Here is a 25,647-nt window from a genome sequence, read left to right as displayed (position 1 = left end):
CGGATGCGCGCGGTTTAGAGGTTCGGATGGGCGGTGGCGACGGCGACCAGGAGAGCGTCAATCGAGGATGATTGGCGTGCCAGGGCATCCAGTGTCCCGTTCCGAAACCACTGGGTTCCCAATCGGACGGCGGGCCGGTCGTCCTGGGAAAAGGCGGCCAAGAAATTCTCCTGGCGATGGCCGCCGACGCGCAGAATGTGGGCGGTCATCAAAGTAAGGGAAATAGCTTGCACCACTGGCTCCGGACCTACGACGGTGATGCCCTTGCGGTGCATGTAGGCATTTTGGGTGAGCAATCCCAGTGATCCCGCCTCGCGGTCACGAGCGCCAAACATGACCCGACGAATACCGGACATCACCAGAGCTCCGGTACACATGGGGCACGGCTCAAGCGTAGTCATCAAGGTTCCCTCGGCCATTTCGGCATAGGCTTCGGGAGGTGCTTGGAGTAGCACATTTATCTCTGCATGGGCAAGCCGCGTCCCCACGATCCCTCCCGATGCGGTGTTGGACGTCTCGAAAATACGGTTGCGGCCGCGATATCGAATAGATCCGTTGCTGTCAACGAAGATTGCCCCGACGGGAACCGACCCCATGCGATAGGCTTCCCAGGCCAATTCCAAGCAGTCCTGCCAATGCCCCGAAATATCCACCGAGTGCCCTCCTTGCGACCATGGTACCATCGGCATCCCACCCCCGCGAAGCATTAAGACGGGACAGTCCCGCACGTCTAACCAAGGCCTGGCCGCATACCTTCTTGATGAGGAGGGATCGCCGTGCGAGGCCGCGTTCGCTTTCTTGCCGTTGGCGTGGCGCTGTTGGTTATTGTGGTTCTATTATCCGGATTCCGTCGAGTGACGGTCACGCAATTTGAGCCGGGTCCCCTGGCGGTGAAACTCCCCTTCGGCAGGACGCCGGATGCCGTGGGCCGCGCCGTCGGCATCGACGGGAGAGTCTACGGCCCCCTGACATTTGCCACCAATGGGCATCTGACGGTGATAGCGGATACCTATCGGCAGCGTTTGCTGCTCATCGAAAATGGGCGGATCACCGAGGTGCCCACGCTCAATCAACTGGTTGAAGATTTGCAGGTTAGCCGGGACGGCGATGTGCTGGTGGCGGACAATCGCCGGCTGGCAATTTGGATGCTAAGCCATGGACGCCGGAAAAAAGTGGTGGAGTTTACGCATTCCGATGGATACACAGAGGCGCTGTGGCATCTGGGCCTCGGCAGGGGGCAGAAACTCTATGTAGAAATGGTGCGCTTCGGGCACGGAACATTTGCAGCGCAATTGGATGAATATCTTTTGACCGGGCGCTTCGTGCGGCGCTTGGCTGAATCGAAAGGGGGACGTCAGGAACCACTCACCCCATTGTCTGATAGCCTGATTGGGGAACCAGTGCGAAACTTTCAGGTGGCCCCGGATGGCGATCTGTATGTGGAGCCAGCCTCGCTATCTTCGACCACCCGCACCATTACGGTGTACAACCCCGAGGGCCGATTTATTCGCAACGTGGCATTGCGAAGCCCGATTGCTATCACCCACAGCGATCTCTTAGGTGTTAGCCGACGGGGTTGGATTTATCTGGGGGTGAATTTAGCCAGCCGTAATCACGCCCAGGTGCTGGTGGCCAATGGTGACGGCCATATGGTGGCGGATTTGCATGTGCCGGCAGTGGACGTCTATGCTGCCACCTATGGGCGGGTCGTGCCGTCAGGCGTCTTGTATCTTGACCAAAGTACCAATAAACAGTATCGGTTGGCGACCTATCGTCCTGTGACGCGGCGGGTCTGGCGCTGGGGTGGCTTTTAACCTCCGGTGCTTCCTTGCGGTATGCTAAAAGGAGCAACATCTGCAAGGGAGGCTCATTGGTGTTGAAACATTTTCCGCCCGCGGTATGGGCGACCGCCTTTGCCACCTTTGTGGCCTTTATGGGCATTGGCGTCGTCGACCCCATCTTGCCCCTCATTGGTCGGGAGATGGGGGCCAGCCATGCTCAGGTGGAGTGGCTGTTCACAAGCTATATCGCCGTGATGGCGTTGGCGATGTTGGTTTCAGGCGTGGTCGGAACCCGCCTCGGCGGCAAAAAAACCATGTTGTTGGGGTTGGGTTTGGTGGTCGTTTTTGCCACCTTGTCCGGCCTATCGCCGTCAATTGGATTTTTAGCCACGGTGCGTGGCGGCTGGGGTCTGGGCAATGCGTTTTTTACCTCCACGGCGCTCTCGATTATTGTGGGGCTTTCGACGGGAGGGATGGGACCGGCGATTACCCTGTACGAAGCGGCGCTTGGACTCGGGATCGCCACGGGACCGTTATTAGGCGGACTGTTAGGGAGCTTCTCTTGGCGTTATCCTTTCTTTGGTACCGCAACATTGATGGCCATCGGGTTCGTGGCCACGCTGGCCCTGGTGCGCGAGCCGCCACGGCGCGAGGCGCCCCGTACCGCGCGCGACATTTTTCGCGCGCTAGCCTACCCAGCGGTCTTGGTGAACGCGTTGATCGGGCTCTCGTATAGTTACGCATTCTTTACCATTTTGGCCTACTCACCGTTGACACTGCCCCATTTGTCAGCGATTTCGCTAGGGCTCACCTATTTTGCCTGGGGCGTGCTGGTGGCTTTCTCGTCCGTTGTTGTGGTGAACTGGTTGCTCAGGCGAATGCATCCGCTGCGCGTCCTTGTGGGTAATTTGGCCTGCCTTACGCTCTTGCTGGTGCTGGCCGGATCACTACCCCGAAGCCATTTGCTGGTCATCATTGTGGTCACGGGCTTTTTCTGTGGCATTTCCAACGCGGTCTTCACGACACTGGCGATGGAAGTCTCCCCTTTCGCGCGGTCGATTTCATCGGGCGCGTATAACTTTCTTCGCTGGGCCGGCGCGGCCATTGCCCCAGCATTGTCCGGATGGGTAGGTCAGACCGTGGGGCTCACGATTCCTTTTTACATTGCTGCGGGGGTTCTTTTGATGGGGACCCTAGCGCTTATCCCGGCCATGCGCGTGCTTGGGCCGGCCTTGGAGCATCGGGAGCAGGAGGCGGTACCGTAAAAGACTGCATCGGTTACCGGCGGAGTGTCCGGCGCGCACTATGACATGTCATTGGGAGGGTTCACAATTGCAACGTCGATTTCATTTTCGCAGCGGTGAATGGATGCTTGGAGAGAAGGTCTATATTCTCGGCATTTTAAACGTCACTCCGGACTCGTTCTCCGACGGATCTCCCTGGCATGGCGATCCCGCCTATCAGGTGGACAAGGCCGAAAGACTTGTTGCCGACGGCGCCGACGGTCTTGATCTGGGGGCTGAGTCCACGCGTCCCGGCTATCAGTCCATCGCACCGGAGGAGGAGTGGGCACGGCTAAAACCGGTGCTTGCTGCCGTTCGTCAGGCCTTACCCACGGTTCCTCTGTCAATTGACACCCACAAAGCTTGGGTGGCGGAACGGGCGTTGGATGCAGGTGCCGACATCATCAACGACATTTGGGGGTTCAGCCGGGATGTCCGAATAGCGTCCGTAACGGCCCGATATGGAGCCGGGGCTGTGCTGATGTACAATGAGGACGCCAATCCCCGTCAACCGGTGGATGGGGAGCGGATCCGGCAGTTCTTCCTGGCCCAATCGGCCGTCGCCCGGGAGCAAGGCATCGGCGCCGAAGCGCTGCTCATGGATCCCGGGATTGGCTTTCGCATAGAGGGCGATGAGAGCTGGCGGGTTCTCCGTATGTTAGACCGCTTTCGGGGGATTGGCGCCGGTCTCTTGGTCGGTCATAGCCGCAAGCGATTCTTGGGACAAGCTGCCGGAATATCCCAGGCGTCGGACCGCGACGGGGTGACGGCCGTTTTGTCCGCCTTGTTGGCGGCTGATGGGCAGGTCGATGTGCTGCGGGTGCACAACGTCGCCCAAACGCGCCAGGCGATATCGATTGCTAAGCAATGGAGGCGCTTTCGTGGGGGCCATTAAATTGAAGCAGATGCGGTTTCACACGTGCCACGGGGCTTTGCCGCACGAGCAGCACGTAGCTCAAGAATTTTGGGTGGATGTGGCAGTAAACTTAGATTTGCGCCAGGCAGGCGAGACCGATCGCCTGCAGGACACGGTGAATTACGCGGCCATGGCCCGGGCCGTCGAAACCATCATGATGGGGCCGCCTGTGAAGCTGTTGGAGACCTTGGCCACACGCATCCATGCGGCCATTTCGGAGCAGGATCCGCGTATTCGGCGGGTAGAGGTGCGTGTCACCAAAGTCGACCCGCCGATCGGGGTACCCTCTGGCGGGGTTGAGGTGGTGGTGGGGGATGACGGTTAAGGCCTATGTAGGGATGGGATCCAATTGGGGAGACAGCGCCGCGCTTCTCGCTGCGGCCGAAAAAGCGGTAGCGCTGTTAGGTTGGGGCGCTCGCACCTCGTCTTGCTACCGGACAGCACCCGTCGGCGGTCCCAGCCAACCCCCCTACCTCAACGCGGTCATGGAACTTGAAACGGCATGGCCGCCGGACGAACTGCTTCGCCTGTTGCTCCGGATTGAAGAGCGCTTTGGACGGCATCGCCGGGTGCGCTGGGGACCGCGATATCTCGATTTAGACCTCATTCTCTATGACACATGGGTGATTGATACGCCGAACCTCCGCGTTCCCCATCCGCGCATGCATGACCGGCGGTTTGTTCTAGAGCCATTAGCAGAGCTGGCGCCCGAGCGCGTCATCCCGGGAAAAGGGACGGTGCGGGCGGCGCTTAAGGGAGTATTAAACCAGGAGGTGGACCAAGTCGATGGCTGTGTCTTCGCGTATGCAGGCGATTGAACGGGAACTCCCCACGGTGTGGATGGGACATCCCACCACCGTGTTGGCGTCGGTCGATTCGACCAACCGCTGGATGAGAGCGCAATGGAACCAGGGGACGGTCCAGGCGGGCGCGGCGGTCTGGGCTGACGAGCAAACCGCTGGTCGCGGCCGACTGGGGCGGGAGTGGGATTCCCCCGCAGGGCTTAATATCTACACGTCGATTTTGTGGACACCGGACAAAAACCGGCTAACCGGCATTATGAGCCTGGTGGCGGGCATTGCCTTGGTCCAGGCGGTTCGCAACCAGATGGGGCTGGATGCGCGCCTTAAATGGCCCAATGATGCGGTTGTCGGCGGCCGGAAGTTCGGGGGCATTTTGGTTGAAGCCGGACACGAACCTCAACCCTGGGCCATCGTGGGGTTGGGCATCAATGTCAACGGAGAACCCAATCCGCTCTTTTCCCACGCGACGACGCTGGAGAAGGCTCGGGGTCGGGGGATTGACCGGGAAAGTCTTTGGGTTCACGTGATGGGAGAATTGGAGAAAGCCTATACCGACTGGCAGGCTCGGGGCGAATCGTGGGTGCAGGCGACTTGGACAGCATGCAATGCCACATTGGGCCAAACGGTTCGCGTTGAGCGTCCCGGCCACCCCGCTTGGGTGGGGGTCGCCGAGGCGCTGGACACGGATGGTGGCCTTTGGGTCCAGGGGGACCAAGGCCGCCAAAAGGTCATTTCCGGCGAGGTGAGCGTACGGCTTGCCGATGGCCGTTATGCACCGGAGAGATTTTGATACAACGTAAGCATTTCGACCGCCGCCATGGCCGCATCGCTGCCCTTGTTGCCCGCTTTTCCCCCCGCCCGGGCTTCGGCTTCTTCCGGCGTGTTGCAGGTTAAAACACCGAAAATGACCGGCTTTTGCCCGCGGGCGGCAAGATGGTGGACCCCGTTGGCCACTGCTCCGGCGACGTAATCAAAATGCGGGGTCTCGCCGCGGATCACCGCTCCGAGCGTGATGAGGGCGTCATAACGATCGTGCAGGCGTGCTGCCGTTCCGGGGATTTCAAAAGCACCGGGAACCCATATGACGTCGATGGCACTTGGCGGAGCACCTAAACGCCTCAAGGTCTCCAAGGCGCCGTCCAACAGGTTCTGAGTAATGGTTTGGTTGAAACGCGCCACAATCACAGCGACACGCGCGTTTGGGGGAAACCCCCAGGTTCCTTCAAATGATGACATCATCGGCCTCCCAAAATGACTAGATGGTGGAAATCCAATGGCCCATCTTGTCTCTTTTCGTCTTCAAGTAGTGTTGGTTTTCGGGGTGTTCTCCCACCTCAATAGGGACGCGTTCGACGATGCGAAGGCCGTAGCCTTCCAGCGCGTAGTATTTGTCGGGGTTATTGGTGAGGAGCCTCAACTCACGAATGCCCAAGTCCCGAAGAATTTGGGCGCCAACCCCATAGTCGCGCATATCGGGCGGGAAGCCGAGGGCTAAATTAGCAGCCACGGTATCCATGCCGGTTTCCTGCAGCGCATAGGCCTTAATCTTATTGGCCAATCCAATACCACGGCCTTCCTGTCGCATATATAAGAGACAGCCACGGCCTTCCTCGGCAATCTGGCGGAGCGCCTGATCCAACTGCTCTCCACAATCGCATCGCAAGGAGCCAAAAACGTCGCCCGTCAAGCATTCCGAATGCACACGCGTTAATACCGGCGTCCCATCCGCTATGTTCCCCATGGTGAGAGCCAGGTGGGTCGCACCGTTTAGCTTTTCCGTATAGGCGACCGCCCGAAAAGTGCCATAGCGGGTCGGCAGGGTAGTCTCCGCGTCACGGACGTAGAGCGTCTCCTGGGCTAACCGGTACCGGATGAGATCTTGAATGCTAATCAACACCAGATGGTGGGTCGCGGCAAATTCCGTAAGATCCGCCAACCGCGCCATGGTGCCGTCCGGTTTCATAATTTCGCAGATCACCGCGACCGGTTCGAGACCGGCGAGAACGGCCAGATCCACGGCCGCCTCAGTGTGTCCGGGCCGGCGCAGCACCCCGCCGGGTTTCGCCCGGAGCGGGAACATGTGGCCCGGGCGTACTAAATCTTCTGGGCGTGACGTGGGATTGGCCAAAACCTGCACGGTCTGCGCGCGATCATGGGCGGAAATTCCCGTGGTGGTATGATGGCGTGCGTCCACGGAGACCGTGAAGGCAGTCTTCATGGAGTCTTCGGAGACCTCTACCATGGGAGGCAATTGGAGGCGGTCCAACCAGGCAGCATCCATGGGAACACAGATGAGTCCGCGGCCGTATTGCGCCATAAAATTAATAGCGTCCGCGGTGGCATGGCGGGCGGCGATAATAAGATCGCCCTCGTTTTCACGTGATTCGTCGTCGACCACAATAATCATTTGGCCCGCTTGAATGGCCCGAATGGCCTCCTCGATAGATTGGAAGGGATAATCGCTCATGGACGCTCCTCTTTTCTGCCGCTATAGGGGGCCAACAGATGTTCCACATATTTTCCCAGCACATCGAATTCGATGTTGACCGAGGCATTCACTATCCAATCACCAATGGTGGTGTGCTCCCAAGTGTGGGGGATAATGGTGACTTTCACCCAATCGTCGCTGCGCGCCACAATAGTCAGGCTCACCCCATCGAACGTGATGGATCCTTGGGGCAACACCCAGCCCGCATACCTCGGCGGATACGCCACCTCGATGTGGTGGGCGTCGCCTTCTTCGCGGATGGACCGTACAGTGCCCCGTGTATCCACATGCCCTAAGACCCAGTGCCCACCCAACCGCGTCGCCGGCGTGAGGGCACGCTCAAGGTTAACGCGGCTCCCCGGCGTGAGATGCCCCAGCGTGGTTAGATTCAAGGTGGTCGGGCTGACATCGACTTCGAAGGCCGTCTCATCTTGTTCAACCACGGTAAGACAGACGCCGTTGACGGCAATCGACTCGCCCAGATCCAGATGGGCGGCTAGAGACGTCTCAATGATCAAGCGCCGAGATATCCCATCATTTTGGACGGTGTTGGCGCGAAGGCGCCCAATGGATTCAATTAGTCCGGTAAACATCGGTATCCTCGTTTCTAACAGAATGAAATCGGGCCTCGTAAACGATATCGGGACCGAGACGACGTGTGTCCTCCATGGTGAGTCGCGGTGCCGTGCCCAAATCAAAGCCGGGACCCGCGACAGGACTCGGGGCCGACTGGCCACCCAGAATCAGGGGAGCCAGGTAACCCACCCATGCGTCGGCCAGTTGATGCTGAATGAAACTGGCATGAACGGTGGGGCCACCTTCCACTAACAGGGAGAGGATGTGGCGGTCGGCCAAATAGCCCAGCACCTCGCTCAGGTCTAGCAGGCCGTCCGGGTTGCGGCCCACCATGACTACCTCGCCTCCGGCGCTGAAGATGTCTCGTTCCCAAGAAGACGGCGCGTCTTCACTGGAAAATACCAGCGTCGGAGCATGGGACTGGTTCTGAAACACCTGGCTGGTAGCGGGGATGCGTCCACGACCGTCCAGCACCACCCGCACGGGATCATGCCCATTGCGGCTCCCGCGATATGTCAATGAGGGATTGTCAGCCAGCACGGTGGACGATCCCACTAAAATAGCGTCGTGGGTGCGCCGGAGCTCATGCGCATGCTGAAGGGCTGCCTCTGAGGTGAGGTACTTCGACTGACCGTTCACAGAGGCGACCTTGCCATCCAGCGTCATGGCCGCCTTGAGCGTCACCCAGGGGCGATGGCGTTGACTCCAGGTAAAAAAAGCTCGATTCAGTTCCCAAGCTTCCTCAGCGCCGTCGCCCACTAAGACCTCCACACCGGCCGCTTCAAGTCGCTCGACGCCGCCTCCAGCGACATACGGGTTGGGATCCACCGCCGCTACAACCACTCGCTGGACACCGGATTTGATAATGGCGTCCGTGCAGGGTGGGGTTCGCCCGGTATGGTTGCACGGTTCCAACGTGACATACAGGGTGGTGCCATGCGCTTTTTCGCCGGCCTTTTTAAGGGCAGCGGCTTCAGCATGGGCACTGCCAGCTTTTTTGTGATATCCTTCGGCCACAATTCGGCCCTGATTGTCAACCAGCACGGCGCCGACCATAGGATTGGGAGAAGTATGGCCCAATCCGCGCTTGGCTAAAGCCAGTGCTCGACGCATGTAAGAGCTGGTCATCACATCACCACCATCAAAAAAATCCCCCGTTCGGGGGATGGAAAGATGTTGAGACAGACTCCGACAGAGCCGCCTACCTTCTCCCATCCAGACTGTACTGTCGGCGCCGGAATCTCACCGGTCTCCTGCCTTTTCGGCTCGCGGGCTACTCGTTTCCGAGATTACCGCCGGTCGGGAATTGGCCCGTTTGGGCCTCACCACGCCCCGAAGGTATTGTTGTCACGTTTCATCTTATACTATGTCGACTCCCGCAAAACGTCAACGGGAACGAATATGGCTGACCGACAATAGCATGGCGTCGAGGGTTTCTCCCGCCCGATATGGGCCGGTGTTCTCGGGTACGATCATGAGTGCGTCCACGTCTTCCCATGAGCTTTGTACGGCCGAGCCTTGATTGGTGTGGGGCCACAGCATCAGATGGCCTCCTTGCATGATGAGACGGGAGCGAACGTACTGGCGTCTATCTTCCACATGGGGAAAATCGGTCGAAAGCGGCAATCTCACCACGGGTCGTTGCCAATGCGCATCACCCAGCATAGTGCGGATGAGGGGCCGGACAAACAGCTCAAACGTGACTAGTGCCGATACCGGGTTTCCGGGTAGACCAAGAATGGGTTTGCCCAAGACTTGGCCATAGGCTAAGGGTTTTCCGGGTTTTAGGTTAACGCGCCATAAGCTTAACTGCCCTAACGATTCAATCACAGGCTTGACGAAGTCAAAATCGCCGACGGACACACCGCCGGAACTCACCAGCACATCGCATTCCGTTGAAGCGCGTGTGAAGAGCTCCTTGATGGCCTGGGGATCGTCGGGTGCGCTGGGATATAAGAGCGGATGGCCACCAGCTTCTTGAATAGCCGCCATGATGGCGTAGCCATTGGAGTTGCGAATGGTTCCCGGAAACAAGGGCTCGGATGGCTCGCGAAGTTCGTCGCCTGTGGACAGAATGCCGACTTTGGGCGGGGCCGCTATCGGGACGCGGCTTTGGCCCACCGACGCTAAAATGCCCACGATCGGCGGGGTGATGAACATCCCCTTCTTAAGAACAACCGCTCCTGCCTGCATGTCCTCGCCTTGACGGCGAACATGGGCTCCCGATGGCGCGTCGCGAAGAATAACAACGCCATTGCCCCGGTCTTCCCGGGTCCACTCGATCGGTACCACAGCATCCGCCGTGGTCGGGACGGGCGCCCCGGTCATTATCTTATAGGCGGTGAGGGGTTCCAGCGGGGCGTTGACCGGGTGCCCCGCCCGAATCACATCCAGCACGCGAAGGCGCACAGGGTGTTCTGGCGAGGCATCTTGGACGTCTTGGCTTCGGACCGCATAGCCGTCCATGGAACTGTTGGTAAAGGGAGGAATATCATGATCAGCCCGCACGTCTTCACCCAATAGACATCCAAGAGCTTCGGAAAGCGTTCGCGTCTCCTTACGGTCAAGCGGACCTACACCCTCCAGAATATGTTTTTGCGCCTCTTCCACGGGCATAAGCATATGAGCCCCTCCTCCCGTTGTTGAATTCTATTTTATCAAAGGGAATCTGGAGTTGGCATTTCCAGCAAAAAGCGGGCGGCGGTGAAATGAAGTGTGATAGCATAAGGCTGACTTGATGGAGGAGGGGCAACGTGCCGCGCTTGCTTGCAATTGATATCGGCAATACCCATATCAAAATTGGGCTTTGGGACAACGGCCAATGGATTGAGGAATGGCGGTTGGCGACTGACTTGAAGCGTACACCGGATGAATACCGTCTATTCGTGCGGGGATTGTTGCTGGAGTCGAAGGTACAATGGGTTGATCGCGCCATTGTGGCGTCGGTCGTTCCCCTCCTGACGCCGTTTTTTCTTCGCGTGTTGGAAAGCGTCAGTCAAAGCGCGCCTGTGGAGGTTGTGCCACCGGGCTACGGGCTCGGCGTCGACTATCCGCCTCAGAATTTGGGCCCGGATCGCTTTGTCAACGCATTGGGGGCCTGGCGGCTGGCCCGACAGTCCGTTGTGGTGGTCGATGTCGGAACCACGGCTACGGTGGATGCGGTGGTTGACGGCGTCTTCGTTGGCGGTGCGATCGCGCCGGGGCCGCACTTTTTGGCCCAGGCTTTGGCTGAAGGGACGGCCCGCTTGCCTCACGTGACACCGGCCATCGAGCCCTGGATGATTGGCAAGAATACCGAGCAGGCCATTCGTGCCGGTGTGGGGCAGGGGTTTGCGGGCATGGTCAAATCGCTTATCGAAAATACCCGTCAGAGCATTGGCGCGGCAGCCCCCATCATTCTCACTGGGGGATGGGCGGCTCGACTTCAACCTCATCTTGGCTTGGCAGTGCGTCTCGAACCACGGTTGACGTTGGAGGGCTTGCGCTTTGCCAATGACTGGCTTACAGGCGGCGAAATTGAATCTGGTCCACATCGGTGACAGGCCGATAGCCGAGCCGTTGGTAGATGGAGTTGGAAGTCGGATTAGCAAGATCGGTGAACAAGAACACGTGATCGTAGCCCGCCTTGAGCAAGGTTTGGGTGAGTGAGCCGACGACTTGAGAGCCATACCCCCGAGCCCGGTGCGCTGGCGGCGTGTACACAGGACCCACACGGATGCCATGACCGGTAGGGCCGCCGAATCCGGCCAAACTAACCCACCGTCCGTCGACTTCCCACAACCAGTACCCCCCCTTGGGGAAGCCTTCCCGGATTTTCTTCTCGACAAGTGTTGGAGCCTCTTCGGGGTCACTTTCGGGCATGGCCTCTTCGATGAAGGCTCGAACACCAGGGACGAGGGCGTCGATGTCGGCTGCGGTCGCTAAGCGTGCCGCGCCCGCTGTCCTTTGTGGGGGGACAACGGTGTCGGCCTGATATATACGCTCGCGCATGGCGAGTTCCGCTTTGACCCCCGCTGCCCTGCTGATCCAGGTGTCGACAAATTCAGCCACGCTGTCCCGTGGGCCCAGGACGCCCGGCAGCAAGACCCCTGATTGAATCAAATGACGTGCGAGTACAGAAGCCGCCGACGGATGGAATCCGAAGGACAGAATGAGATTATGGGCGGGGTCGGTTTTTAAGGCGACAAGACAGATCCCATCTTGGTTCTCGACCCAGGCCATAATTTCCGGGGGGCAATCGACGTGACTTCGGCTCAAGAGGCCGAGAATAAGATTGTTGGCCGCCTCATGCGCACGCAAATAGGGGACGGCTCGTAGCTGGAATCGTGCCAGATCGGTTTCGCGGCGAACGAAATAAGGCATCCGCTTCCTCCTTTATCAGGATTATAGTTGAAATGAGGCCTCGGAAAGGATGGTTAAGCGATGGAATTTCGTGAATTGCCGGGCGAGCGTGGATTGCGTTCCCTAGATGATATTGAGTTCTCTGTGCGCGGGAGTCTTGCGCCTGCGGTCGAATGGATATTGGATGGTTCCTATACGCTCTTTTTTGAGCACTATGTGTTAATGTACCGCGACCCGAACGTGGCGATTTCGGGTTCCATTCCTAAGGGAGCCATGAAGCGGATGATCGGCAAGATGCCCATCATTTTGGCCCGCGCATCCGGACGGGGGCGAGTAGCCCTTGGGCGCGGCGCTGCGGGCGAAATTGTCGGCGTGCCCATTGCGCCCGGCCAAACCTTGGAAGTGCGTGAGCATCAATTCCTGGCCGCGACCGACACTTTATCCTACGGCTTTACCCGAGTCCGTGGATTGGCCAATCTGCTCTTTGGGGGGAACGGTTTCTTTGTGGACACCTTTCATGCCGGGCGCGAGGCGGGCGTGGTGTGGGTGCACGTACATGGCAATGCCATTGAGGTGGAGTTGGGGCCCGGCGAGCATCTGGACGTCGAGCCTAGTCGATGGTGCTATAAGGATCCGTCAGTAAAAATGACGACTGTACCTATCAACGTTTCGGCCGGATTGTTCGCTTCGTCCTCCTTTGCCCTCAACCGCTTCACAGGACCGGGTCGCGTGGGCCTTCAGACTATGGGAGTCTATCTTGAGACCGACTCCCCGTGAAACACAATCGGCAATGTGCCCGTTATGCCTGCTAACAAAAGTGGAGGGGCGCATGCCATGAGGGTGGGACTTTCGGTGATATTAGCGATGGGCATCAGCGTGCTGTCACTGGCCGCGCCAGGTCCGTCCGAAAAGCCCAGTGGCGGCGGATCCAAGACCGTGACCCTAGTTCTAAGGAATGCGCACGGGAACGCCGGCGTGAAACCTCATCCCATTTTCGGTGTTACCACCATCCAGGCTCCATTGTACCCACATAGCCGCATATCGCGCCAATCGTGGCCCCCGGGTATGGGACAATCGCTGTCTGTCTCTCCCTATGCCCGACAGGGTTCAACCCGCGTTTGGTCAGCGCCGAAATCGCCCAAAATGGTGATGCGGTGGTACCGGACATATTTTTCCGATCATGGCGACATGGCAATTTCCTACAGTAGGGCTGAGAATGGCCGCGGGGCGGAAGTTGAGGACATAACCTATGCCAAGAACGCGGACAGCGCGCTCACCTGGGATATCGCCTTTTATCCTGCCAGCCCCCATCAAACGCTCTACGTCATTACCGCCATCGATCAGGTGATCCCGCCTCGACCACGAAACACCCTCATTCCAAAGGACATCCGTCGCGTGGCGGGCATGATTCATGAAGGGGGACGAATGATACCGATCCGCACCGCCAAGCGTTCGAAGATCGCGGCGTTGGTGCGGGTGCTGAATCAGCCGCGTTCCCCCTATGCGCCGTTTAGCGCACCGTTCATTCGCGACCGCGCCTCGTTGAAACTATATCCAAGCCACGGTCGCGTCATCACGGTGTTGGTGGATAAAGGTTGGATTGTCTCCATCCAGGGCATCGCTCTCTCCAACCCGCACTCGGGACGTCTTTGGCAAGCTGTGGCGGCTCTGTCCTCGGGGGGATAAGTGCTACAATGGCGCCAAACGCGGCAATAGGGGGATAGCGATGGAGGATCCATGGCATCGTGCCAAAGAGGCATTGGGACGGTGGGCTGCTCAGCAAATTCAAGATGTGCGCATCCTAGGCATTGGGTCTGGCAGTACCGTGTCTGCCTTTATTCAGGCGCTGGCCCGTTATCGTCAAGAAGTTCCCATGCCGTTGACCATCACCGCCGCGTCCCATGCCAGTGAAGAGCAGGCGCGTCAGCTAGGACTTGATGTGGTGCCCTTAGAGAGTCTCGAGCACGTGGATCTCGCGGTGGATGGAGCCGATGCGGTTGACGCGCATGGTGCCCTGATTAAAGGTGGCGGGGCAGCATTAGTGCGCGAGCGCCTGGTTATCGCCGCCGCCCGTCACACCATGATTCTGGTCGATTCCTCGAAGGTGATGAATGCCTTCAAACGGGTGCGCCTGCCCATTGCCATCATTCCTTTTGGCTGGCGGCAGACGCTCTCGCGCCTGAACGGCTTGGGCGTCGGTACGGCTTCGTTAAGGCGAAAAGGAGAGGGTCCCGTCGTGACCGATGACGGTCTTTACATAGCCGACTTGGCGATCGGGAACATCGCAGTTCCCGACATGCTCCATCATGAATTAAAGCGGATTGACGGGGTGGTGGATACCGGCTTGTTTTTGGACTATCCCACCGCCATCTGGGTGAGCGACGGACTGACCGTTTGGCGGCACAATGAGACGGGGGACTGATCTTCCGCGGGGGCTATGGTACCATGAGATGGAAAAAATCTCCTAGGACGTGGGCGCGTGTCCTTCACCCTGTCACGAGGGCAACAACGGCTCGGGATGGGACGGGATGCGGTCTCGCTCCAGCGGTGACACCTATTTAGGGATGCTTGCTTTTTGTTTGCGGGGTCCTTGCATGGGGCGTTCAGGGCAACCCCGCCACGGGATCAATCCTGGTGACATGGAGGAAGCCTAGGATGCGCGTCCGTTGCACGAAATGGCTTTTTAGGCTGTGACCCAACGTTAGCGCCGGCAGGGATTCATGGGGAGCCTGTCGGTTAGCGATGCAAAGGGGAGTAACATGGAGCCAACACACCCCCCGGTTGTCGAGCATGTACAGCGAATTATGCTTGACGAGCTGGGAACGCACCTCATGGGTATTTTATGGACCGGGTCGCGGGCCTACGGCGACCCCTGGCCTAATAGCGACTGGGACTTCTTTGTGATTCACGATCAGTTGTGGCGTCAGCGTCGCTTGTTTCGCGTTGGGCACGACGAGATCGAGCTGTTTTTAAACCCGGTCGATCAAATTCGGCGTGAGTTGCACGATCAGGAGGCTGCCACCGTGGGCATGTTCGCTCGTGGAAAGGTGGTCTTTGACCGGATGGGAACCCTGGCCGGCTTGGTGCGCGACGCCGACGCCATGTGGCGCGGGCCGCGGCGGCCCTGGTCGGCTGCGGAACGCGACCAATGGCGCTACGAAACTTTGGACCTCATGAAAGATATTGAGGATTTGCTTAGCGAAGATCCGGATGCGGCCTCGTATTTGATGGGCCTCTTGATGCAACGGTTACTGGAAGGCTGGTACAAGGCGCATCGGTACTGGGAACCGAAGGCGAAATATTTGCTATCCGATCTGGCCCGTTTAAGTCCCCAATTGGCTTTTCAATGCCGAGGTGTGATTAGCCATCATCTTCCGGTGACGCGCCGTTTTGAGGCGTTGCGAGCCCTGGTCGAACTCGTGTACAAGCCTTATGGCGGGCCGCTGGAAACCTGGCAAACCGAGCGGGAGCCGGTGGCATCGTTTGGGGCAGACGATATAACATCACCGTCATAGAGGAATGTCCAGGGCGTGAGAAATCGTCGGCCGACGCTGACATAGAGGATTAATTCATTGTTAAGGAGAGGTATGCGATGGCGGAAACGTGGGTTCGCTCGGAACTTTGGGAACCGGGCATCTATGTGTTGCGCATCCAGCGCGAACACGCGCTCAACGCGTTGAATGAACAGGTGTTAGATCAGCTGGAGGAAACCCTTAATGCGTTGGAGTCCAAGGCCGATGCCCGGGTAGTGATTGTCACCGGAGCGGGTTCCAAGGCGTTCGTGGCCGGAGCGGACATCGGAGCTATTCACGGGATTCCCAACCATGCCGCGGCAGAGCAATTCGCCGAACGGGGTCAGCGGCTGTTTCAGCGCTTTCAGGATAGCCCTCTCATCTTTATTGCTGCGATTAACGGGTATGCGCTCGGTGGCGGAATGGAGTTAGCCATGGCTTTGGATATGCGAATTGCGTCAAAGACAGCTCGTCTAGGCCAACCCGAGATTAACCTCGGCATTATTCCCGGGTTCGGCGGCACCCAAAGATTGAGTCGCTTGGTTGGCCCGGGCCGGGCGCTGTGGATGGTCGCATCGGGGGAGCCGGTGACAGCCAACGATGCCCAAGCGTTGGGTTTGGTGGATGCCGTAGTGGAAGCCGACGAATTGATGGCGGAGTGTATGCGCCGGGCCCGGACGTTGGCCGCCAAGGCGCCGCTAGCGCTAAAAGCGGCTAAACAGATGGTCGCCGGCAGCCGCGATTGGACTCTCGCCGAGGGCTTAGCCCGTGAGGCAACCGCTTTTGCCCAACTAGCCGTGTCCGATGACGGTCGCGAAGGAACGGCTGCCTTTTTGGAAAAACGCCAACCTCAGTTTCGAGGTCAGTAGTGTCTGCTGCCGTTCGCGCATACCCTTATCCCGAGGAGGGAGAGCATGGGCGATACGGATGGAGCGGACAAGGGAAGGCTCGAGGCCAGTTTCTGGTCCTTGTTGGCGCACCGCTATCCTCTCACGCACTGGTGGTGGAATAGCGAGGGCAAGCCGCCGGCCAGCTTTTGGATTGAATGGTCGCGCACGGCGTTTGGACGGGAGGCGGAGGATTGGCGACGTCTGGCCAAGGACACCGTGGAACGGGATGAGCCTGAAGTGGTGCATTGGGGACGATTTGCCCGCAATACGGCCAACCGCATCTTGGCGGGGAGCTTCGCCGACGCTGCGGAGCCGCTTCGCTATGCCAATTTGGTTGTCACCATCACCGAACTTCTTGACCCCCAGGCTTCCCTGGTCAATCGGGATGTGCTCATCCAAGGGATGGCCGATTGGCTCGGCCAGGTCAGGGATGTCGCCGCGGCCAACTTTTGGCGTCGTACCCGCATGATGGGGGAAGCTTCCCGGTTGAAGCGCCAAGTGAAAAGCCTGCCCGTCGAAGAGACGCTCATAAGCCGCGTTGCTGACGCGCTTCAATCCTACGTGGAGGCCGCCCAGAGTGCGGCGGAGCAAGAGCCCATTCCGTGGGCGGTGAGCGCCCATGTGTCGGTGGAGGAATGGCGTGATCGACGAGAGGCGATGTCATTGGAAGCGCCTATTGCGGTGGGAAAGCCCATTCCCACGGCACACCTGCTAGGACGTTCGGAACCGCGCGCGCCGCAAATTCAAGAGGTGGTGGTGCCCGGTCTGGCACAATGGTGGCTGCGCCCGGGTGACGAGGCCGATATCTTATTTCATGGCGACCTCTATGATCCGTCGGTGGCATTGGGATCGGTGCTCTCCCTCTGGCGGCGCCAAAATGGCTCGGATCGCCTGAGCTGGGCTCTGACCCAACCGCCGCTGCTTGAAGGGGGGCTTATGGCAGTCGCTGATCTGGTGCGGGGATTATGGCCCGATTGGCTCCCGGCCAAAGAGCGCTATATTAGCCAATGGTTGCAAAGACGGCGCGCCATGGCGGTGGCCGACGCCTGGTTGTGGCTGGAGGCCGGAGATGCGGATGCTGTGCTCGCTTGGATGTCGCGTTTTTTGAATAAAAATGAGGCCTTGGCGGTGATTCCCTGGATGAAATCACATCCTGGCTACTATGTGATGAGTCATCGTGTATATGATGTGCTGAGCGAGACAGGCCCCACCCGGGATTGGGGCCACTGGGTGTTTTCCCATGGCCCGGAGGTGCCCGCACAGGCGTTCATGGCGCCCTAAACGGTATACTTACCGCTTTCGTAGCCGATGATATCGGACGACGTGCGCCATAGGCGATGTGACGTGTGTGGTACAATGTCTCAGTTAAATCGGAAGGAGGCTTCGTGAAGTGAAGATTGGCAACACTGTCATCGATCCACCGATTTTGTTGGCGCCCATGGCCGGCGTATCCAATCGCGCCTTTAGGGCCATTTCGCGGAGCCAGGGGGCCTCGTTGTGCACCACCGAGATGGTAAACGCCAATGCTTTGGCGCATCGCAGCGCCAAGAGCTACTGGCTCATGGAATTGGATCCTGGGGAGACGCCTGTCGGCATTCAAATTGCGGGCAGCGATCCCGAATTGATGGCCCAGGCGGCGGTAGAAGCGGAAGCGCATGGGGCAGACTTGGTCGACATTAATATGGGCTGCCCGGTCAAAAAAGTGGTGAACAATGGCGATGGATCGGCTCTGTTGAATGACGCCGATCGTGCTGTTAGTGTAGTGGAGGCGGTTGTGCAGGCGGTGAAAATTCCGGTCACGGTCAAAATGCGGGCTGGTTGGGACCACGATTCCATCACGGCCCCCGATCTGGCGCCTCTCTTTGAGAAAGTGGGGGCTCAGGCCATCGCCCTGCATGCGCGTACCCGCTCGGATCAATATGCAAGGCCGGCGAATTGGGACTTTATCCGCCAAGTTCGGGAGCGGGTGAGCATCCCCCTAATCGGCAATGGGGACGTGGAGACGCCGGAGGACGCACTGAGAATGCTAGAAACGACGGGGGCGGATGCCGTGATGATCGGACGAGCCTCCTTTGGCGATCCCTGGATTTTTCGGCGTGTGACCCACTATTTGGACAAAGGCGAGCACCTCCCCCCACCGTCGGCGGAAGAGCGTGCCCAAATGGCCCGCTGGCACTTAGATCGGATGGTGGAGATTAAGGGGGAATCGGTGGCCATTCCCGAAATGCGAAAGCAGTTGGCCTGGTATTTAAAGGGTACGCCGGGATCGGCGGAGTTTCGCAAGCGGACTCAGAAGCTTACGACCAAGGCAGAGGCTTCAGCGCTTATCAGCGAGTGGTTGGAGCACGCGCGTCATGAGGAACTGACATGGAACTAGTTCGTATTGGTGAGAAGTTGATTAGTGTCCAGAAAATACATAATATGGTCGAAGAGCTTTTGCAGGCGCGATCCCGAGGTTTGTCGCAATCGGAGGCCGCCACCCAGTTGGGCCTGGATCGGGCGTTTGTGTCGCGTCTGGAATCGCTGGGCGAGGTACGGCGCGGTCGTTCTATCGCTCTCATCGGATTTCCGGTGGCGAACAAAGACAGCCTCCAGGCCGTATGCCAGCGGTGGGGCGTCGATTTTGTCTGGCTGATGACGGATCGCGAGCGGCGGGAGTTCGCCGAGTCGCGTAGTGGGATTGAGCTCGTCAATGAAATTTTTCGCATCGCTCACGAGGTGCGCAGTTACGACACGGTCATTCTCATGGCCTCCAACATGCGGGTGCGGTTATTAACCGCTTTGTTGGACATGCACGCGGTGATCCCAATCATTTTGGGGGAAACGCCGTTGAACCGGGATGTTGAGGTGGACGTGGACGTGTTAGAATCCATCATTAAGGAAGTACAGGGTCAAGCAGGAGACGGGGATCCGCTGTCGAAGGGGGATTCCGTTTAGAGGCATAGTAAGGCCCCTGTTCACGTACCATCGAGATACTAAAGACGGTTTTATAGAGAGAGGGAGTACGACCCATGGCTGAAAAAGAGTTGCTGATATCGCCTGAAGGCCTGAAAAAACTGGAGGCTGAGCTGGAGCATTTGACCACCGTGAAGCGGCGCGAAGTTGCGGAGCGGATCAAGACAGCACGCGAATTCGGTGATATCTCGGAGAACTCCGAGTACGAGGATGCCAAAAATGAACAAGCCTTTATTGAAGGCCGCATTCAAACCCTAGAAAAAATGCTGCGTCAAGCGCGCGTGGTGGACGCGGAAACGCAAGATCCGACCATGGTGCACATCGGTTCTCACGTAACGGTGAAGGATCTCGAGGAAAACATCGAAGAAGAATATGTCATCGTCGGAGCCACCGAAGCTGATCCGATGAAAAATCGCATCTCCAACGAATCTCCCGTGGGCAAAGCGCTCATTGGGGCCAAAGTGGGCGATCAGGTGGAAGTGACTGCGCCGGTGGGCAAAATTCGTTTAGAAATTGTGAAAATCTCTTAACTGGTAGGTGGACGACGGCGTGGGCGATCAAGAAGGGCGATTTAATCCGCGGGAGGTACGGCTGGAGAAGCTGTCCCGAATGAGGGAGGCGGGCATCGATCCATTTCAGGCCACCCGATATGGCGTCGATGCGTTAAGCAGCACCATCAAGGCGTCCTACGCCGAGTTTGAAGGCCAGCGGGTGCATATCGCTGGACGGATTACGGCCATTCGCCGACATGGACGGGCAGCATTTGTTGACCTTTTGGACACTGGCGGCAGGATCCAAACCCATTGGCGGGAAGATGTCTTGGGAGAACCGAGCTTTGGGCTCTTGGACTTGTTGGACTTGGGCGACTTTGTCGGTGTTGCCGGCGAGGTGTTTAAGACCCGCCGTGAAGAGGTCACGGTCAAGGCGGATTCGGTCGAGGTGCTGTCCAAGAGTCTCCGCGATCTGCCAGAAAAGCATCATGGCTTGGCTAACGTGGACTTGCGCTACCGTCAGCGCTACCTTGACCTAATCGCCAATCCTGATGTCCGACGCGTCTTTGAAGTGCGCGCCGAAACCCTGGCGTTTATACGCGAATTTTTGCACGGCCGTCGCTTTATGGAAGTGGAGACGCCGGTCCTTCAGCCCATCGCCGGTGGGACGGAAGCCCGGCCCTTTGAAACCTACCATAATGCGTTAGGGATGCCGTTGTACCTGCGCATCGCGCTTGAATTGCATTTGAAGCGCTTGATCGTGGGCGGGATCGATCGGGTGTACGAGATTGGCCGCGTGTTTCGCAACGAGGGCATCTCGACCCGTCACAACCCGGAGTTCACCATGCTTGAGTTGTATCAAGCCTATACCGACTATCAAGGTATCATGGAATTGGTCGAGTCCATGCTGGGGGGCTTGACGCGCCATCTGTTCGGGACAAGCACCGTCACCTATCAAGGGCAGACGCTGAATTTCGCCCCGCCCTATCCGCGGGTGGACTTGGTGGAACGGCTGTATGAAAAAACCGGGGTCCGCTGGCAGGCGGTTGCCACGCGTGAAGATGCGCATGACTTTGCCCGCCGATTAGGCATCGAGGTCGACCCCAAATTTGACCGCGCCCAGGTCATGGACAAGATTGTAGGTACGGTCGTGGAGCCGGATTTGATTCAGCCGACCTTTCTTTGGCATCATCCCGTGGACATATCGCCGCTGGCCAAACGCGATCCGGCTCATCCTGAGCTGACCGAACGGTTTGAGCTGTTTGTGGCTGGACGGGAATTGGCCAACGCCTTTTCCGAGTTGAACGATCCCATTGACCAGCGTGAACGATTCACGATCCAACAACAGGCGAGGGCTGCCGGGAATGATGAGATGCCACCCCTCGATGAGGACTTCTTGTTGGCTTTGGAACACGGGATGCCGCCCACCGGGGGTTTGGGAGTTGGAATTGACCGGTTGATTATGTTGCTTACGGATAGTCCCTCGATTCGTGATGTCATCTTGTTTCCCACCATGCGGCCGCTCGCCTGAGCGGCCGCTTCTCAGGACTGGCCAGTCAATCGATGCTTCCCTATAATAGTGTGTACAAAATGGTGCACACTAAGGGAGGCCGCTGGTGAAGTCGGTTGTGAGTGTAAGCCTGGGCAGTCGTACTCGAGACCATCGAGCCGAGTTGACGATTTTAGGTGAGAGAGTACAGGTGTCCCGACGAGGAACAGATGGCGACTTGGACGCGGCCTGCGCCCTCATCGCATCGCTGGATGGGACAGTGGACGCTATTGGACTAGGGGGCATTGACCGGTTTCTCGTGGTGCGCGGCCAGCGATATGAAATTCAGGATGCGCGACGCTTGGCGAGTGCAGCTCAGAGCACGCCGGCGGTCGATGGCAGTGGAATAAAGAATACGCTGGAGCGGCGCATTGTGGAGCGTCTTGACGAGGAGGGACTCATCCATCCGGGACAAAAGGTGCTGATGGTGTCGGCTATGGATCGCTTTGGGATGGCGGAGGCTTTTGAACGATTAGGCTATGCGTTAGTGGCTGGCGATTTGATTTTCGCAAGCCGTATCAACTATCCCATCCATTCCGCGGACGAATTGGAAGAATTGGCCCGAAAGCTGCTCCCGGAATTGGCCAAGATGCCCTTTCATCAGCTGTACCCGGTAGGTGAGGCACAGACGCAGGCTGGGGATGCGCGTTATCAAAGCTATTTTGAAGACGCCGACATCATCGCCGGCGATTTTCATTATATTCGTCGCTATATGCCGGAAAGCTTACCGAATAAGGTGGTGGTTACGAACACGACCACGGTCGGTGATGTGTCGCTCCTGGCAGAGCGTGGCGTCCGTCTCTTGGTCACCACCACCCCGGTGCTGAATGGCCGCAGCTATGGCACGAACGTCATTGAAGCAGCCCTAACGGCCGTAACGGGCTTGACGGCTGACCATCCTGACTGGGGCGAAAAGGTCGACGCCAGCGGCTTGTCTGGCAGCACCCTGTTTCTAAATCCTTCGTAAAGGAAGAACGACATGACGTTAATGGAAGCGCTCGAGCAATTTGTTAGCCAATGCAACAACAATACCCGTCTTCGAGAGATGAACCGCGACTGGTCGCGGCGGATTCAACTGACGCCCAACGACACCCAAAACCTCCATTGGTTGGTAAGTGACGGTGGCCTGGTGTCCTGTGGTGCAGGTGCAGTAGAAAGTCCGGATATGCTCATCGAGGCGCAGGAATCCATTTTGACGGACATTTTCTCGGGACAAATGACGCCCACCGAGCCCTACAACAACGGGGATTTGCTCGTCAAGGGCCATCAAGACGACATGATGCGGCTCGACATTTTGACGCTCCTCATTTGGGGGGAGTAGCATATGCAGAATTCCCTTTCACGTGTTTTGCCTCTTCGCACCGCGGTCTCCACGAGCGCCGGATTAGCCTCTGCTGCTGTCAACTTTTTAGCTGCCGTGGAAGTCGCCGAGTATGCGGGAGGACAATCCGCATGGCTGGCCATTCTGGTGGCGGGTGTGCTGATTGTCTTTGCCGGCAGCAACTTTTCTGAGCTGAATGGGCTGTTTCCTTCGGCGGCCGCCATTCGGGTCTGGATTCGACGGGGTGTCAATGATCAGACGTCGTTGATGAGTTCCTTTGTCTACATGTTGACCGTGGTGTTTGTAATTGCAGCAGATGCATTTGTGTTAGGTCATACGTTTTCGACTGCGCTGCCGGCCATCCCGGCTCTGGCCTGGATCGCCGTCTTGCTAGGCATTGTGGTATGGAGCAATTCGCGCGGCATCAAGGTGGCGGGCGCCGTGCAGGACACCAATGCCTTTGTTCTGTTGGGCACCTTAATGGTGTTTTCTGTGGTGGTGTTGTTGAAAACGCCGCATTTGGGATCGTTCCATTTCTTTCACATGGGCAGCCAGTGGTATGAGGCGGTCGCATTGGGCGTGTTCATTTTCGTTGGATTTGAGTGGGTCACGCCCCTGGCGGAGGAGTTTCAAGATTTTCGAGCCATTCCCCGCGGAATGTACCTCGCCCTGGGGCTCATCGCCATCGCCTTCGGACTCTTTTCCTTGGCGATTACGGTGGCATTCCCTCATGTGCATGCGTTGGCTTCCAGCTTTGTGCCGCAGCTGTTGGTGGGGATGCGGGCCTTGGGGCCGTTCGGATTTTGGTGGATGGCGTTTATCACCTTAACGACCGCCATGACGACCTTCAACGGCGGCTTGTTGTCGGCCAGCCGTTTTGTTTACGCATTGGCCCGAGAAAAGGTCCTGCCCCGCTGGTTTTCGCGGTTAAACAAACGGCTGGTTCCCGAGAATGCGCTGTTGGCTTTGGCGCTTGTCTCTTTTGTACTGGCGGCGGCCGTCTATGCGACAGGGCAGTATTTGTTTTTAATCAATGCCGGGGCAGGGGTTGAATCGTTCATGTATGCGCTGTCGTCCGTGCTGGTGATTTCTCTGCGCCGCCGTGAACCGAATCGGTCCCGCCCGTTTCACGTCATGGGATATCCGGTAATCCCGGTGATTGTTGGCCTCATATTTTTGGGACTCGGTGTGGAGGCGCTTCTCACTCCGGTGACGAAGTCGGGATTTCCCTGGGCACTGGTGTTTGTCGGTGTGATTGTAGCGTTAACCATGGCCTACGTCCGTTGGGTGGTTCCGGGGCTTAAGGCGAAAAAGGCCATGCCCAATCCGGTGGTGGCGCGCAAGGAAAGAGTCTAGCGAAAGCGTTCCTGGCATATCCTGGATCGGAGGGATCCAGGTGGGCGTGTTCCGAAGTCAACAAACGAAGAGGCGCATGCGACTCACAATTTGGATGGGTTTGCTTCTTGTGGCCGTATCCATGATTGTTGGCCCGTGGGCTCGGGCAGTACGCGGCTGGGACCGCGCGTTACTTGGTGGCGTGGAAAAGTCAAAGGGGGCCGTAGCGATATCGTTGACAGCCCGTACCAGCCATGCGGCGGGCCCCGTCAACGGTCTTCCTCCGGGCATGGTGTTGGGCTACTTCTATGACCCGGGTAATGCGCCCGGAGCCACCGCCATGTTACAGCATTATCTTTCGGTGTTGACCGGCATTATTCCCTTTTGGTATCAAATTAGCGCCAATGGCATGATTAGCGGATCGACCGATCCCAGCGTATTAAAGTTGGCGGAACAGCACAACCTATGGACATTCGCCTTGGTTCAAAATATGGCCGGTCAGTCGGTGTTCGGCCGATTGTTGAATTCACCGACGGCGCGCGAGCGTGCCATTGACAATATGCTGACCCTGGTTGAGGCCAATGGATACAACGGGATTAATCTCGATTGGGAAGGAATTGCCCCTCAAGACCGGCATCAATTCACCACCTTCGTGGAGGCGTTGGCGACCACCTTTCATCGCCATGGATATTATGTAACCTTATCTTTGCCAGCGGAGACAGCCGATCAGCCGAACAACAGCTGGACCGGGGCGTACAACTATCGAGCGCTCGGCAAGGCGGCTGATTTATTGATGATTATGGCCTATGATCAACATTATGCGGGTGGGTCTCCGGGACCGATCGCGTCACCCAGCTGGGTCAAGAAGGTGTTGGATTACACCATCTCAGCGGTGCCGCCCTCTAAGGTTGTTTTGGGTATTCCGGGCTACGGGTATGATTGGTCGGGGAGCGGAACGGCGGCAGCATTGAGTTATAGTCAAGCGGAGAGCTTGGCCAAGCAATATGGAGCGTCATCGTCGTCCAATCACTTCGAGTATCTTCAAAACGGCCAAGTGCATTCCGTGTGGTTTGAGAACACCCAGTCGCTGTTAAACAAAATCAATCTGGTATCTGGTTATGAGCTGCGAGGCGTAGCATTGTGGCGCCTAGGCATCGAGGATCCGAAGATATGGAACTTTCTCCAATGAGTTTTAATTGTCGGATGCTTGATCTTGTCGACCGACGGTGATATCATAAATTTTGCTGTCGCGAGACAGTGCCGGTCCTTGAAAACTATATCATCATGCCACATGAACGAACGTAACAAACGACCAACGTCGTAACAGACGAGTCATGGAGAGTTTGATCCTGGCTCAGGACGAACGCTGGCGGCGTGCTTAATACATGCAAGTCGAGCGGTTCTTC

At 57.9% G+C, this 25,647-nt stretch carries 28 protein-coding genes, 1 rRNA gene and 1 riboswitch; of the genes, 22 read left to right on the top strand and 7 right to left on the bottom strand.

The window, feature by feature from the left end; all coding sequences use genetic code 11:
* Positions 1 to 14: 14 nt before the first annotated feature.
* A complete protein-coding gene (locus HIJ39_RS03765) occupies positions 15 to 653 on the bottom strand; it encodes a deaminase (protein WP_169096863.1) in 639 nt (212 codons plus the stop codon).
* A gap of 123 nt (positions 654 to 776) precedes the next feature.
* On the opposite strand from HIJ39_RS03765, the gene HIJ39_RS03760 reads away from it, so the two are divergent.
* The 6 genes from HIJ39_RS03760 to HIJ39_RS03735 all read left to right on the top strand — a co-directional run bounded on the left by HIJ39_RS03760 (position 777) and on the right by HIJ39_RS03735 (position 5,573).
* The gene (locus tag HIJ39_RS03760) at positions 777 to 1,814 is read left to right on the top strand and encodes a hypothetical protein (protein WP_169096861.1); all 1,038 of its coding nucleotides are present in this window, start codon (positions 777 to 779) and stop codon (positions 1,812 to 1,814) included.
* A 59-nt stretch (positions 1,815 to 1,873) separates the two neighbouring features.
* Entirely contained in the window at positions 1,874 to 3,046 is a 1,173-nt protein-coding gene (locus HIJ39_RS03755; protein ID WP_338055065.1) for an MFS transporter, read from the top strand.
* Positions 3,047 to 3,113: 67 nt separating this feature from the next.
* Complete coding sequence (gene folP, locus HIJ39_RS03750; protein ID WP_169096859.1) at positions 3,114 to 3,959, top strand: dihydropteroate synthase; 846 nt, start codon at positions 3,114 to 3,116, stop codon at positions 3,957 to 3,959.
* Positions 3,946 to 4,305 carry a dihydroneopterin aldolase gene (gene folB, locus HIJ39_RS03745; protein ID WP_169096857.1) on the top strand — a complete coding sequence of 120 codons (360 nt, stop codon included), beginning with the start codon at positions 3,946 to 3,948 and terminating at the stop codon, positions 4,303 to 4,305. Before folP ends, folB begins: the two co-directional genes overlap by 14 nt.
* Entirely contained in the window at positions 4,295 to 4,798 is a 504-nt protein-coding gene (gene folK, locus HIJ39_RS03740) for a 2-amino-4-hydroxy-6-hydroxymethyldihydropteridine diphosphokinase (protein ID WP_169096855.1), read from the top strand. Before folB ends, folK begins: the two co-directional genes overlap by 11 nt.
* Entirely contained in the window at positions 4,767 to 5,573 is an 807-nt protein-coding gene (locus HIJ39_RS03735; protein WP_169096853.1) for a biotin--[acetyl-CoA-carboxylase] ligase, read from the top strand. Before folK ends, HIJ39_RS03735 begins: the two co-directional genes overlap by 32 nt.
* Here HIJ39_RS03735 and ribH read toward each other — a convergent pair.
* The 5 genes from ribH to HIJ39_RS03710 form a co-directional block, all read right to left on the bottom strand.
* On the bottom strand, positions 5,552 to 6,019 hold the full coding sequence (gene ribH, locus HIJ39_RS03730) for a 6,7-dimethyl-8-ribityllumazine synthase (protein ID WP_169096851.1): 468 nt from the start codon (positions 6,017 to 6,019) through the stop codon (positions 5,552 to 5,554). The two genes, HIJ39_RS03735 and ribH, sit on opposite strands and share 22 nt — an antisense overlap.
* A gap of 19 nt (positions 6,020 to 6,038) precedes the next feature.
* Positions 6,039 to 7,250 (bottom strand): bifunctional 3,4-dihydroxy-2-butanone-4-phosphate synthase/GTP cyclohydrolase II, encoded by a 1,212-nt coding sequence (locus HIJ39_RS03725; protein WP_169096849.1) that lies wholly within the window; start codon positions 7,248 to 7,250, stop codon positions 6,039 to 6,041.
* Entirely contained in the window at positions 7,247 to 7,864 is a 618-nt protein-coding gene (locus tag HIJ39_RS03720) for a riboflavin synthase (RefSeq protein ID WP_169096847.1), read from the bottom strand. Before HIJ39_RS03720 ends, HIJ39_RS03725 begins: the two co-directional genes overlap by 4 nt.
* Entirely contained in the window at positions 7,845 to 8,975 is a 1,131-nt protein-coding gene (ribD, locus tag HIJ39_RS03715; RefSeq protein WP_169096845.1) for a bifunctional diaminohydroxyphosphoribosylaminopyrimidine deaminase/5-amino-6-(5-phosphoribosylamino)uracil reductase RibD, read from the bottom strand. The genes HIJ39_RS03720 and ribD overlap by 20 nt, the downstream gene beginning before the upstream one ends.
* Before the next feature lie 71 nt (positions 8,976 to 9,046).
* A riboswitch (FMN riboswitch) is annotated at positions 9,047 to 9,191 on the bottom strand.
* A 42-nt stretch (positions 9,192 to 9,233) separates the two neighbouring features.
* Positions 9,234 to 10,469: a molybdopterin molybdotransferase MoeA gene (locus HIJ39_RS03710; protein WP_169096843.1), complete on the bottom strand. Its 1,236-nt coding sequence runs from the start codon at positions 10,467 to 10,469 to the stop codon at positions 9,234 to 9,236.
* A 131-nt stretch (positions 10,470 to 10,600) separates the two neighbouring features.
* On the opposite strand from HIJ39_RS03710, the gene HIJ39_RS03705 reads away from it, so the two are divergent.
* Positions 10,601 to 11,386, top strand: coding sequence for a type III pantothenate kinase (locus HIJ39_RS03705; protein WP_169096841.1), 786 nt, complete (start codon positions 10,601 to 10,603; stop codon positions 11,384 to 11,386).
* On the opposite strand, the gene HIJ39_RS03700 is transcribed toward HIJ39_RS03705, so the two are convergent.
* Complete coding sequence (locus tag HIJ39_RS03700; RefSeq protein ID WP_169096839.1) at positions 11,349 to 12,209, bottom strand: GNAT family N-acetyltransferase; 861 nt, start codon at positions 12,207 to 12,209, stop codon at positions 11,349 to 11,351. The two genes, HIJ39_RS03705 and HIJ39_RS03700, sit on opposite strands and share 38 nt — an antisense overlap.
* Before the next feature lie 60 nt (positions 12,210 to 12,269).
* Between HIJ39_RS03700 and HIJ39_RS03695 the strand changes: the two genes are divergently transcribed.
* The 15 genes from HIJ39_RS03695 to HIJ39_RS03625 all read left to right on the top strand — a co-directional run.
* Positions 12,270 to 12,965: an AIM24 family protein gene (locus HIJ39_RS03695; protein ID WP_169096837.1), complete on the top strand. Its 696-nt coding sequence runs from the start codon at positions 12,270 to 12,272 to the stop codon at positions 12,963 to 12,965.
* A gap of 57 nt (positions 12,966 to 13,022) precedes the next feature.
* Entirely contained in the window at positions 13,023 to 13,874 is an 852-nt protein-coding gene (locus HIJ39_RS03690) for a hypothetical protein (protein ID WP_169096835.1), read from the top strand.
* A gap of 40 nt (positions 13,875 to 13,914) precedes the next feature.
* The gene (gene rpiA, locus HIJ39_RS03685) at positions 13,915 to 14,610 is read left to right on the top strand and encodes a ribose-5-phosphate isomerase RpiA (protein WP_169096833.1); all 696 of its coding nucleotides are present in this window, start codon (positions 13,915 to 13,917) and stop codon (positions 14,608 to 14,610) included.
* Between the two features lie 337 nt (positions 14,611 to 14,947).
* Positions 14,948 to 15,703, top strand: a complete 756-nt coding sequence (locus HIJ39_RS03680; protein WP_169096831.1) for a nucleotidyltransferase domain-containing protein — start codon at positions 14,948 to 14,950, stop codon at positions 15,701 to 15,703.
* Between the two features lie 77 nt (positions 15,704 to 15,780).
* A complete protein-coding gene (locus HIJ39_RS03675; protein ID WP_169096829.1) occupies positions 15,781 to 16,569 on the top strand; it encodes an enoyl-CoA hydratase/isomerase family protein in 789 nt (262 codons plus the stop codon).
* A gap of 45 nt (positions 16,570 to 16,614) precedes the next feature.
* The gene (locus HIJ39_RS03670) at positions 16,615 to 17,871 is read left to right on the top strand and encodes a hypothetical protein (protein WP_169096826.1); all 1,257 of its coding nucleotides are present in this window, start codon (positions 16,615 to 16,617) and stop codon (positions 17,869 to 17,871) included.
* A 109-nt stretch (positions 17,872 to 17,980) separates the two neighbouring features.
* The gene (gene dusB, locus HIJ39_RS03665; protein WP_169096824.1) at positions 17,981 to 18,967 is read left to right on the top strand and encodes a tRNA dihydrouridine synthase DusB; all 987 of its coding nucleotides are present in this window, start codon (positions 17,981 to 17,983) and stop codon (positions 18,965 to 18,967) included.
* Positions 18,958 to 19,527 carry a helix-turn-helix domain-containing protein gene (locus HIJ39_RS03660; RefSeq protein WP_169096822.1) on the top strand — a complete coding sequence of 190 codons (570 nt, stop codon included), beginning with the start codon at positions 18,958 to 18,960 and terminating at the stop codon, positions 19,525 to 19,527. Before dusB ends, HIJ39_RS03660 begins: the two co-directional genes overlap by 10 nt.
* Before the next feature lie 74 nt (positions 19,528 to 19,601).
* Positions 19,602 to 20,075 (top strand): transcription elongation factor GreA, encoded by a 474-nt coding sequence (greA, locus tag HIJ39_RS03655; protein ID WP_169096820.1) that lies wholly within the window; start codon positions 19,602 to 19,604, stop codon positions 20,073 to 20,075.
* A gap of 19 nt (positions 20,076 to 20,094) precedes the next feature.
* A complete protein-coding gene (gene lysS, locus HIJ39_RS03650; protein ID WP_169096818.1) occupies positions 20,095 to 21,567 on the top strand; it encodes a lysine--tRNA ligase in 1,473 nt (490 codons plus the stop codon).
* Between the two features lie 85 nt (positions 21,568 to 21,652).
* On the top strand, positions 21,653 to 22,552 hold the full coding sequence (locus HIJ39_RS03645; protein ID WP_169096816.1) for a quinate 5-dehydrogenase: 900 nt from the start codon (positions 21,653 to 21,655) through the stop codon (positions 22,550 to 22,552).
* A gap of 12 nt (positions 22,553 to 22,564) precedes the next feature.
* Complete coding sequence (locus HIJ39_RS03640) at positions 22,565 to 22,906, top strand: SCP2 sterol-binding domain-containing protein (RefSeq protein ID WP_169096814.1); 342 nt, start codon at positions 22,565 to 22,567, stop codon at positions 22,904 to 22,906.
* 3 nt (positions 22,907 to 22,909) lie between these two features.
* Positions 22,910 to 24,262 (top strand): APC family permease, encoded by a 1,353-nt coding sequence (locus HIJ39_RS03635; protein WP_169096812.1) that lies wholly within the window; start codon positions 22,910 to 22,912, stop codon positions 24,260 to 24,262.
* 76 nt (positions 24,263 to 24,338) lie between these two features.
* Complete coding sequence (locus HIJ39_RS03630) at positions 24,339 to 25,430, top strand: glycosyl hydrolase family 18 protein (RefSeq protein ID WP_169096810.1); 1,092 nt, start codon at positions 24,339 to 24,341, stop codon at positions 25,428 to 25,430.
* A gap of 142 nt (positions 25,431 to 25,572) precedes the next feature.
* Positions 25,573 to 25,647 (top strand): 16S ribosomal RNA (locus HIJ39_RS03625); the annotation flags it as partial.

The sequence above is a fragment of the Sulfobacillus harzensis genome (assembly GCF_012933365.1).
GTDB lineage: Bacteria > Bacillota > Sulfobacillia > Sulfobacillales > Sulfobacillaceae > Sulfobacillus_B > Sulfobacillus_B harzensis.
The sequence above is the reverse complement of the archived record's forward strand: the minus strand, read 5'-3'. Positions and strand labels throughout refer to the sequence as shown.

Bases quoted from the DNA above. Each gene is read 5' to 3' on its own strand.
- folK (WP_169096855.1), top strand. From the start codon at position 4,295: ATGACGGTTAAGGCCTATGTAGGGATGGGATCCAATTGGGGAGACAGC.
- HIJ39_RS03735 (WP_169096853.1), top strand. From the start codon at position 4,767: ATGGCTGTGTCTTCGCGTATGCAGGCGATTGAACGGGAACTCCCCACG.
- ribH (WP_169096851.1), bottom strand. From the start codon at position 6,019: ATGTCATCATTTGAAGGAACCTGGGGGTTTCCCCCAAACGCGCGTGTC.
- HIJ39_RS03725 (WP_169096849.1), bottom strand. From the start codon at position 7,250: ATGAGCGATTATCCCTTCCAATCTATCGAGGAGGCCATTCGGGCCATT.
- HIJ39_RS03720 (WP_169096847.1), bottom strand. From the start codon at position 7,864: ATGTTTACCGGACTAATTGAATCCATTGGGCGCCTTCGCGCCAACACC.
- ribD (WP_169096845.1), bottom strand. From the start codon at position 8,975: ATGACCAGCTCTTACATGCGTCGAGCACTGGCTTTAGCCAAGCGCGGA.
- HIJ39_RS03710 (WP_169096843.1), bottom strand. From the start codon at position 10,469: ATGCTTATGCCCGTGGAAGAGGCGCAAAAACATATTCTGGAGGGTGTA.
- HIJ39_RS03700 (WP_169096839.1), bottom strand. From the start codon at position 12,209: ATGCCTTATTTCGTTCGCCGCGAAACCGATCTGGCACGATTCCAGCTA.
- HIJ39_RS03695 (WP_169096837.1), top strand. From the start codon at position 12,270: ATGGAATTTCGTGAATTGCCGGGCGAGCGTGGATTGCGTTCCCTAGAT.
- HIJ39_RS03690 (WP_169096835.1), top strand. From the start codon at position 13,023: ATGAGGGTGGGACTTTCGGTGATATTAGCGATGGGCATCAGCGTGCTG.
- rpiA (WP_169096833.1), top strand. From the start codon at position 13,915: ATGGAGGATCCATGGCATCGTGCCAAAGAGGCATTGGGACGGTGGGCT.
- HIJ39_RS03680 (WP_169096831.1), top strand. From the start codon at position 14,948: ATGGAGCCAACACACCCCCCGGTTGTCGAGCATGTACAGCGAATTATG.
- HIJ39_RS03675 (WP_169096829.1), top strand. From the start codon at position 15,781: ATGGCGGAAACGTGGGTTCGCTCGGAACTTTGGGAACCGGGCATCTAT.
- HIJ39_RS03670 (WP_169096826.1), top strand. From the start codon at position 16,615: ATGGGCGATACGGATGGAGCGGACAAGGGAAGGCTCGAGGCCAGTTTC.
- HIJ39_RS03660 (WP_169096822.1), top strand. From the start codon at position 18,958: ATGGAACTAGTTCGTATTGGTGAGAAGTTGATTAGTGTCCAGAAAATA.
- greA (WP_169096820.1), top strand. From the start codon at position 19,602: ATGGCTGAAAAAGAGTTGCTGATATCGCCTGAAGGCCTGAAAAAACTG.
- HIJ39_RS03640 (WP_169096814.1), top strand. From the start codon at position 22,565: ATGACGTTAATGGAAGCGCTCGAGCAATTTGTTAGCCAATGCAACAAC.
- HIJ39_RS03635 (WP_169096812.1), top strand. From the start codon at position 22,910: ATGCAGAATTCCCTTTCACGTGTTTTGCCTCTTCGCACCGCGGTCTCC.
- HIJ39_RS03630 (WP_169096810.1), top strand. From the start codon at position 24,339: ATGCGACTCACAATTTGGATGGGTTTGCTTCTTGTGGCCGTATCCATG.